Annotated in this window: 1 protein-coding gene; it reads right to left on the reverse strand. The window is 74.5% G+C overall.

The annotated features are described in order from the left end of the window. On the reverse strand, window positions 1-8,570 hold an 8,570-nt coding region (locus tag ACGFYH_RS37015; RefSeq protein ID WP_393807563.1), incomplete at its 3' end, for an SDR family NAD(P)-dependent oxidoreductase. Between the last annotated feature and the right edge of the window lie 37 nt (window positions 8,571-8,607).

Consider the following 8,607-nt stretch of genomic DNA (forward strand, 5'->3'; position numbering starts at 1 on the left):
GCCACAGGAGCCGACGGCACACTCAACACCAGCTTGCCCACATGCCGCGCACGGCTCATCAACGCGAACGCCTCACCCGCCCGCCGCACGTCCCATTCCTGCCTCGGCAGCAACTCCAGCGCACCGGTCCCGAACAGTTCCACCACCTCGCGCAGCATCTCTCCCAGGCGCTCAGGCGCCACCTCCGCGAGGTCGAACGCCCGGTACATCACACCGTCGTAGGCAGCGGCGACCTTCCCCGGATCGCGCACATCGGCCTTGCCCAGTTCCACGAACCGGCCCCCCGGACGCACCAACCCCAACGACGCGTCCACCAACTCCCCCGCCAGCGAATCCACCACCACATCCACACCCGACCGGAACACCTCCGCGAACCCCACCGACCGCGACGAGGCAATACGCTCCCCCGCCACCCCCAGACCCCGCACCACCGGCCACTTCGACTCACTCGCCGTCGCACACACCTCAGCCCCCAGCCACCGGGCCAACTGCACCGCAGCCATCCCCACACCACCCGCGGCCGCATGCACCAACACCGTCTCGCCCGACCGCACACCCGCCACATCCACCAACGCGTAGAACGCCGTCACAAACGCCACCGGAACCGAAGCGGCCTCAACGAACGACCACCCCTCCGGGACCGGCACCACCACCCGCTCATCCACCACGACGCAGGACCGGAACCCGTCCTGCCAGACGCCCATGACCCGGTCACCGACCGCGACACCCGTCACACCGGGGCCGATCCCGGTGACCACGCCCGCACCCTCACTGCCCATCCGCGCGTTCTCCGCGTCCGGGTACATGCCCAGCGGGATCAGCACGTCACGGAAGTTGAGCCCGACGGCCCGGATCGCGATGCGCACCTCGTGCTCGCCCAGCGTGCGGCTGCCCTGGTTCTCGCACGAGGGGCCCCAGACGATCCCTTCGAGGGTGCCGTTCCCGGCGTGGGCGAGCCGCCGTTCCCCGGCCGGTTCCTCGTCGTGCGCCGGGAGCGGCTCCGCCCGCTCCCCCGCCGGGGCCGGCCGGTGCTCCGGCGTCGGCGGTTCCTCGCCGCGCACCAGCCGCGGAACGAGGACGTCGTCGCCGCGGACGGCGAGTTGGGGCTCGCCCCCGGCCAGGGCACGCAGCACCGTGTCGGGCGTCGCGTCGGTCCTGTCGAGGACGTCGAGGAGGACGAAGCGCCCGGGGTGCTCGGTCTGTGCCGAACGCACCAGTCCCCATACGGGTGCGGCCGCGAGGTGGTCCAGGCGTTCGCCGCCGTGGGCCTGTACGGCGCCGCCGGTGACGAGGACCAGCCGGGACTGTGTGAAGTACCCGCTCGACAGCCACTCCTGCACGAGCTCCAGCGCGCGAAGGGTGGTGCCCTCGGCGGCCGCGGCCATGTTCTCCCCGCTGTCCGGGGACACGTCGATGCCCGGCGACGCGTCGGTCCGCAGGTCCACCAGGACGTGACCGGGTGCCGGCAGCTCCCCGCCCGCCAGATGTGCCTCCAGTGCTTCCAGGTCGGCGTGTCCGGCGTGGGCCGGGTCCGTCCCGGGCAGCCCCCCGGCCGTGTCGCCGAGCACCGCGACCCGCGGCGCTTCGCCGTCCTGGGCCGGTGCCGGTACGCGGGTCCAGGCGACCCGGTAGGCAGCGGCGACGCCGTCCTCGGGCGGAGCCGGGAGCCGCGCCTCGTCGAGCGGACGCGTCACGAGCCCGTCGGCGGACAGGACGGGCAGCCCCGCGCTGTCCGTGGCCTGTACCGAGTAGGCGCCCTCGGCGGTCGGTACGAGCGTGGCCCGCAGCCGCGTCGCGCCGGTGGCGTGGAGGGTGACGCCGGTCCAGAGGAAGGGCAGCCGCCCGATGGCCTCGTCGTCCGCGCAGGCAGGCCAGGCGTGGAGGGCGGCGTCGAGGAGCGCCGGGTGGATGCCGAAGCCCGTGACGTCCGTCTCGGGCACGGTGACTTCGGCGAACAGCTCGCCCTGCGGCCCGCGCCAGACCTGTGTGAGCCCCTGGAACCGCTTCCCGTACGTGAGGCCCTGCTCGTGCAGCCGCTCGTAGAGACCGGTGATGTCCACGGGCTGTGCGTCGGCCGGGGGCCAGTTCTCGGAGCCCGTGGGTTCCTGGTGCCCGGCGCCGCTCACGAGCGTCGCCCGTGCGTGCCGTACCCACTCCGTGTCCTGGGACGCGGGGTCCTGGACGCGGGCGTGCACGTCCACCGTACGGCTGCCGTCCTCCGCGGCCCCCGCCACCAGCACCTGCACCTGTGTCGGCCGGGAGGTGTCCAGGAGCAGCGGGGTCTCGAGGACCAGTTCCTCCACCCGGCCGCAGCCGACGGCGTCCCCGGCGCGCAGGACCATGTCCAGCAGGGTCGTGCCCGGCACCAGTACGCGGCCGCGTACGGCGTGGTCGCGGAGCCAGGGCTGGTCCCGCGGCGACAGCCGCCCGGTGAACAGGGCCCCGCCGGTCCCGGGCAGCGGCACCGCGCCGCCGAGCAGGGCGTGCCCGGTGGCTTCCGCGCCGTCCTGGTGCACGGGGGTACGGCGACCGGCGGCGCCGCCGTCCGCCACCCAGTAGCGCTTGTGCTGGAAGGGGTACGTGGGCAGCTCGGCCCGCCGGACCGGGCTGCCTTCGTAGCAGCGGGCCCACCGCACGGGCACGCCGGTGACGAACGCCTCGGCCAGCGACCGCGTCAGGCGCGGCCGGCCGCCGTCGTCGCGGCGCAGTGTGCCGGTGACGGTCACGTCCGTCCCGTGGTCCTCGGCGGTGATCTGCACGCCGGTGGTCAGCACCGGGTGGGCGCTCGCCTCGACGAACCTGCGGAATCCCGCGTCGAGCAGGGCGCGTACGGTCTCCTCGAAGCGGACGGTGGACCGCAGATTGCGGTACCAGTAGGTGCCGTCCAGTTCCGTGTGGGCGAGCTCGCCTCCGGCCACCGTGGAGAAGAACGGTATCCGCGTGGGCCGCGGCGCCACGTCGGCCACCGCCTTCTCGACCTGGGCGCGGATGGTCTCGACCTGGGCGCAGTGGGAGGCGTAGTCGACGGGAACGCGGCGGGCCCGGACCCCGCGCTTCACGCACTGATCCATCAGGCCGTCTAGCGCCTCCGTGCTGCCGGAGACCACCGTGGTGGCGGGGCTGTTCACGGCGGCGACGGTCAGTTCCTCGTCGCGGGAGGAGATGATCCCCTCCACCTCGGCGACGGGCTGTTCCACGGCCACCATGCCGCCGTGACCGGCGAGTCCGGCGGCGATGGCCCGGCTGCGCAGCGCCACCACGCGCGCCCCGTCCTCCAGACTCAACGCACCCGCCACCACCGCGGCCGCGATCTCACCCTGCGAATGACCCACCACCGCGGCCGGACGCACCCCGAACCACTCCCACACCCGCGCCAACGACACCATCACCGCCCACAGCGCGGGCTGCACCACCTCCACCCGCTCCAACGCCACCCCGTCGCCCAACGCCTCCACCAACGGAACACCCATGAACGGCTGCAACGCCGCCGCACACTCCTCCAGCCGCTCCGCGAACACCGGAACATCCCCCAGCAGCTCCAGCGCCATACCCACCCACTGCGACCCCTGACCCGGGAACACGAAGACGACGCGGTCGTCGGCGGGGGTGGCTGTGCCGCGGACGATGCCGGGTGTCCGCCGGCCCTCCGCGAGGTCGGTCAGGACACCGGCCGGACCGGTGCCGTCGGCGCCGAGGACGACCGCGCGGTGGTCGAGTACGGCGCGTGTGGTCGCGAGGGTGTGGCCGATGTCGCCGATCCGGGCGGTCCCCGTGGCCTCCTGGGCCGGCGCCAGCAGGCGCCGGGCCTGCTCGCGCAGGGCGGCGTCGGACCGCGCCGACAGGGTCCAGGGTGCGAAGGTGCCGTCGGGGCGGTCGTCGTCGTGGGTCCCGGTGTCCGGTCCCTGTTCCAGGATGACGTGGGCGTTGGTTCCGCTGACTCCGAACGAGGAGACTCCGGCCCGCCGGGGCCGTCCCGTCTCGGGCCAGTCGCGTGGCGCGGTGAGGAGTGCCACGGCGCCGGAGGACCAGTCGACGTGTGCGGAGGGCTCCTCGGCGTGCAGGGTGGGCGGCAGGGTGCCGTGCCGCAGGGCGAGGACGGTCTTGATGACGCCCGCGACACCGGCGGCGGCCTGGGTGTGCCCGATGTTCGACTTCACCGACCCCAGCCACAGCGGCCGTTCCGGGTCCCTGCCCTGCCCGTACGTGGCCAGCAGCGCACCGGCCTCGATCGGGTCACCCAGCTTCGTACCCGTACCGTGCGCCTCCACCACGTCCACGTCGGCCCCGTCGAGCCCGGCGTCCGTCAACGCCGCCCGGATCACGCGCTGTTGGGCAGGGCCGCTGGGCGCGGACAGGCCGTTCGACGCCCCGTCCTGGTTGACCGCGCTGCCCCGCACGACCGCGAGGACCTGGTGGCCGTTGCGACGGGCGTCCGAGAGTCGTTCGACGACGAGGACGCCGACGCCCTCGGCGAACCCGGCGCCGTCCGCGCCGGCTCCGAACGCCTTGCTGCGCCCGTCGGGGGCCAGGCCGCCCTGGCGGGTGAACTCGGTGAAGATGCCCGGGGTGGACATGACGGTCACGCCACCGGCCAGGGCCAGATCGCTTTCGCCCTGGCGGAGCGAGCGCACGGCCAGGTGCAGGGCGACGAGGGAGGCCGAGCAGGCGGTGTCGACGGTGAGGGCGGGGCCCTCCAGTCCGAGGGTGTAGGCGACGCGGCCGGACAGGACGCTGCCGGTGTTGCCCGTGGCGACGTATCCGGCGGTCTCCTCGGGGACGTCGGGGCCGACGGCGAGGTAGTCGCCGCCGTTGGTGCCGGTGAACACGGCCGCGCGGGTGCCGTGCAGAGCGGTCGGGTCGATGCCCGCCTGTTCGAGCGCCTCCCAGGAGGTCTCCAGGAGCAGCCGCTGCTGCGGGTCCATCGCCAGCGCCTCACGCGGCGAGATCCCGAAGAACTCCGCGTCGAAGTCGCCCGCGTCGTGCAGGAACCCGCCCTCCTGGGCGGTCGACGTGCCGGTCCGCTCGCCGGAGCCGGACCCCCGGAGGGTGTCGAGGTCCCACCCCCGGTCGTCGGGGAACGGGGTGATGGCGTCGCCCCCGTCGCGCAGTAGCTGCCACAGCTGCTGCGGAGAACGGACGTCTCCGGGGAAGCGGCAGCCCATGCCGACGATGGCGATCCGGTCGTCGTCCGCCGGGGCGGGGCCGGGGGCGGGTTCCGGGTCGCGACCGCCGACGAGTTCGTCCCGCAGATGGGCGGCGAGATCGCGGGCCGTGGGGTGGTCGAAGACGAGGGTGGAGGGGAGCCGCAGTCCGGTCGCCTTGTTCAACCGGTTGCGCAGTTCGACGGCGGTGACCGAGTCGAAGCCGAGGTCGCGGTAGGCGGTCGTCGGATCGACGGCCTCGGGGCCGGAGTGGCCGAGGACCTTGGCGGCCTGTTCGCGGACGAGGGAGAGCAGGGCGGCCTGCTGTTCGGCCCGGTCGCCCAGTGCGGTGATGCGCCCGGCGAGCCCGTCGGCGCCCGGGGCCGCGTCGGGGGCGGGCCCGGCGGCGGCCGCGGTGGTGAGCTGCCGGACCTCGGGCAGGTCGGAGAGGAAGGGGCTGGGGCGGGTGGCGGTGAAGGCCACGTGGAACCTGTCCCACTCCACATCCGCGATCACGACGGTCGGTTCGGTGTCGCCGGCCACCGCGACGAGGGCCGCGGCGGCCAGGTCGGGGTCCATCACGGGCAGACCGTGGCGGCCGGCGGTCGCCTCGATGTCGCCCTCGGTGGCCATGCCGTGCTCGTCCCAGATGCTCCAGGCGATGGAGGTGGCGGGCAGTCCCAGCGCGTGCCGCTGCTCGGCGAGCGCGTCCAAGTAGGCGTTCCCGGGGGCGTAGTTGCCCTGCCCGGAGGCGCCCAGCGTGCCGGCGAGGGAGGAGAAGAGCACGAAGGCGTCCAGGTCGGCGCCTTGGGTCAGCTCGTGCAGGTGCCGGGCACCGTCGGCCTTGACCCGCAGGACCCGGTCGATCCGGTCGGGGGTGAGGCCGTCGACGACGGAGTCGTCCAGGACTGCGGCGGTGTGCACGACCGCCGTCAGGGGGCGGTCGGCGGGCACGGTCGCGAGCAGCTCGGCGAGGGCCGCGCGGTCCCCGACGTCGCACGAGGTGAGGGTGACGCCGACGCCGCTCTTCTCCAGCTCGGTGCGGAGTTCGGCGGCGCCCGGCGCGTCGGGGCCGCGCCGGCTGACCAGCAGGAGGTGCTCGGCGCCCCGCCCGGCGAGGTGACGGGCCACCCGGGCGCCGAGACCTCCGGTACCACCGGTCACCAGGACGGTGCCGCGCGGGCGCCACACCGGCCGGGTCCCGCCCGCGCCGGTGCGGAGCAGGCGCCGGACGAGCGCGCCGGACGGGCGCAGAGCCACCTGGTCCTCGCCGCTGTCGCCGGCCAGGACCGCCGCGAGGAGGCGGCCCGTGGGCCCGTCGGGGCGTGCGGGCAGATCGACGAGTCCGCCGAACCGCTCGGGGTGTTCCAGGGCCGCGATCCTGCCGAAGCCCCACACCATCCGCTGGGCGGCGGCGTGGTCGCGGACGGTCCGCGCGTCCTGGGCGGTGGCGGTGACCGCGTCACGGGTCAGGCACCACAGGGGGCCGCAGGACTCGACCCCGCCGAGCGCCTGGAACAGGGCGGCGGTGGTGGTGAGTCCGGTGCGCTCGACCCCCTCCTCGGCGCCGCCGTCGACGACGCTCAGCAGGGACAGCACACCCGCGAACGTTCCCTCGGGCAGCAGGTCCGCGATGTCGTCGCGGGTGGCGTCCCCGCGCAGGGTGAGTGTGGTGACGTCACCCCCGTGGTCGCGCACGGCGGCGGCGACCGTGTCGGCGCAGTCGGCCGCCGCGACGGAGTCGGCGGGGACCGCCAGCAGCCACGTCCCGGTCAGGACCGGGGCGGCGGGCAGCACGGTGGGAGCCCAGCGCACGTGGTACCGCCAGGAGTCGACGGTGGCCCGGTCCGTACGGCGCCGGCGCCAGGTCCGCAGAGCGGGCAGCACACCCGCCAGGGCGTCGCCGTCCACGTCGAGCAGCCCGGCGAGGGTCTCGGGGTCGTCGCTCTGCACCGCTTCCCAGAAGCCGCTGTCGTCGCCGGGCCGCGCGGTGTCCTGCGCGGCGGCGGGCCCGCGCGGCGTGGCGGGCTCCCACCAGTAACGTTCGCGCTGGAAGGCGTAGGTGGGGAGATCGACGCGTGTGGCGTCACCGGCGGCGAACGCCCGCGCCCAGTCCACGGGCGCTCCCTGTGCGAAGGCCTCGCCGAGCGAGGCGAACAGGCGTCGCGGCCCTCCGTCGTCGCGGCGCAGGGTTCCCGTCACCGCGGCCTCGTGACCGACTTCCTCGAGGGTGTCCTCCACGGCCGCGGTCAGCACCGGGTGCGCGCTGCACTCCACGAACGCCCCCGTACCCGTGGCGGCGAGGACGCGTACGGCCTCTTCGAAGCGGACCCGGTGGCGGAGGTTGCGCACCCAGTAGGCGGCGTCCGGCACGTCGTCGCCGAGCCAGTCGCCGGTGACCGTCGAGAAGAACGGCACCTGGGCGCGGCCCGCCCGGATCGGGGCGAGGTCGGCGAGGATCCGGTCGGCAAGGGCGTCCACCTGCGCCGAGTGGGAGGCGTAGTCGACGGGGATGCGGCGGTAGCGCACTCCGTCGCGCTCGCACCGGGTCCTGAGCGCGTCGAGCCCTTCGGGGGTGCCGGAGACGACGGTGGTGGCCGGCCCGTTGACCGCGGCCACGGTCACGGGCTCTGTGATGCCGTCCAGAAGTCGCCGCACGTCCTTCTCGGAGGCTGCCACCGACGCCATGCCGCCGTGGCCCGCGAGTCCGGCGGCGATGGCCCGGCTGCGCAGCGCCACCACGCGCGCCCCGTCCTCCAGACTCAACGCACCCGCCACCACCGCAGCCGCGATCTCACCCTGCGAATGACCCACCACCGCGGCCGGACGCACCCCGAACCACTCCCACACCCGCGCCAGGGACACCATCACCGCCCACAGCGCGGGCTGCACCACCTCCACCCGCTCCAACGCCACCCCGTCGCCCAACGCGTCCAAGAGAGGCATCTCCATATACGGGTCCAGAGCCGCCGCACACTCCTCCAGCCGCTCGGCGAAAGCCGGAACATCCCCCAGCAGCTCCAGCGCCATACCCGCCCACTGCGACCCCTGCCCCGGGAACACGAACACCGTCCGTGCGACATCCGCGTCCACATGAGTCACACCGGCATCGCCCTCGCCCCGGGCCACCGCCCGCACCCCGTCGAGCAACTCCTCCCGCGACGCACCCGCCACCACCGCACGGTGCTCGTGCACCGCACGACCCGCCGCGAGTGCCGTGCCGATCTCTGTGGCGGAGGTGTCCGGGCGTGCCTCGACGAAGGCCGCGAGACGACCGGCCTGCGCCCGCAGGGCGTCGTGGCGGTGGCCGGAGATCACCCAGGGCACGACCGGGAGTTCGACGCGTCGCTCCGCTCCGGGCCTGGTCTCCACGGGGGCCTGTTCGAGGACGAGGTGGGCGTTGGTGCCGCTGATCCCGAACGAGGACACACCCGCCCGACGCACCCGCTCCGCCGCGGACCACTCC

The organism is Streptomyces sp. NPDC048392, from assembly GCF_043200575.1.
In the GTDB taxonomy this organism is placed as follows: Bacteria; Actinomycetota; Actinomycetes; order Streptomycetales; family Streptomycetaceae; genus Streptomyces.